The sequence below is a fragment of the Paenibacillus sp. IHBB 3054 genome, assembly GCF_051594305.1.
Classification (GTDB): Bacteria; Bacillota; Bacilli; order Paenibacillales; family Paenibacillaceae; genus Paenibacillus_AQ.
This window is the reverse complement of sequence record NZ_JBOFBG010000103.1, coordinates 1-1517: the sequence shown is the minus strand read 5'-3', so window position 1 is coordinate 1517 and position 1517 is coordinate 1. Positions and strand designations below refer to the sequence as shown.

General features: G+C 61.7%; 1 protein-coding gene. It reads left to right on the top strand.

The annotated features are described in order from the left end of the window. Positions 1-5: 5 nt before the first annotated feature. Positions 6-1517 (top strand): non-ribosomal peptide synthetase (locus tag ACQ76X_RS35820; RefSeq protein ID WP_438498653.1); only part of this gene is annotated, 1512 nt, incomplete at its 3' end.

Sequence of the window (1517 nt, the reverse complement as noted above, 5' to 3'; positions counted from 1 at the left end):
ACTTCGTGCGGCCGTTCGCGTTGGATCAGGCGCCGCTGCTGCGGACTGGGCTGCTGCGACTGGCAGAGGAGCACCATTGGCTGGTGTGGGACATGCACCATATCGTGTCGGACGGCGTGTCGCTGAACCTTCTGGTGTCGGACCTCATGGCGGCGTATGCCGGTGAGGAGCTGACGCCGCTGCGGATCCAGTACAAAGATTACGCGGTCTGGCAGCAGGACACGCTCGGGGTAGAGCGGATGCAAGGGCATGAGGCGTACTGGCTGTCGGCCTATGCGGAGGAAGTGCCGGTGCTGGAGCTGCCGGCCGACCGGACGCGTCCGGCGGTGCCAAGCAGCGAAGGCGGACAGGTTCATGCGCAGATCAGCGCGGACGTAGCTGAGGCCCTAAAACGAATTGCCGCAGAGACCGGAGCCACGCTGTACATGGTGCTGCTGGCCGCCTATAACGTGTGGCTGCACAAGTACACGGGGCAGAGCGATATTGTGGTCGGGACGCCGGTGTCTGGACGGACGCATGGTGATACGGAGCCGATGATCGGGATGTTCGTGAACACGCTGGCACTGCGCAACGCCCCGTCCGGGGAGAAGCGGTTTATGGACTTTCTGCGCGAAGTGAAGGAGCTGACGCTGACGGCATTCGAGCATCAGGATTACCCGTTCGAGGAACTGGTCGAGAAGCTGAACGTACGGCGCGATATGAGCCGCAATCCCTTATTCGACACGATGCTGGTGCTGCAGAACATGGAGCAGGCGCGCTTTGGCCTGGCGGATGTTGACGTTCGTCCGGTCGAGCTGGACCACCGGGCGACGAAGTTTGACCTGACGCTGAACGTTGCGGAGAGTGAGCAAGGACTTCAGCTGTTGCTGGAATACAGCAGCGTGCTGTTCAACGAGGAGACAGCCGGGCGGTACCTGATACACTTTGTACAGCTCTTGTCGCAAATGGCCGGTCAGCCGGAAGCATGCATTGGGTCGTATGAGCTTGTCACTCCAGAGGAGAAGCAAGAGCTGCTGCATGCGTTCAACGACACAGCGGCGGAGTATCCGCAGGAAGCGACGATCCACGGTCTGTTCGAGGAGCAGGTGGAGAAGACGCCGCATACGGTGGCGGTAGTGTACGGGGATCAGCAGCTGACCTATGCGGAGCTGAACGCGCGGGCGAACCAGCTGGCGTGGACGCTGCGCGGGCAAGGTGTGGGGCCGGAAACGATTGTAGCAATTATGGCGGAACGCTCGCTGGAGCTGATGGTAGGGCTTTATGGCATCCTGAAGGCCGGCGGGGCATACTTGCCGATTGATCCGGCGCTGCCGGCCGAACGCATCCGGTATATGCTCGGGGACAGCGGCGCGGCGGTACTGCTGATTCAGCCCGGCCAGGATTCATGCGGATTTGAGGGGACAGTCATCGAGTTGACGCATGGAGGGCGGGTGCAATCCGAGGCCAATCCGCCGCTAGAGCCGGATTCCCGGCGTTTGGCGTATGTGATCTATACCTCGGGGACCACTGGCAACCCG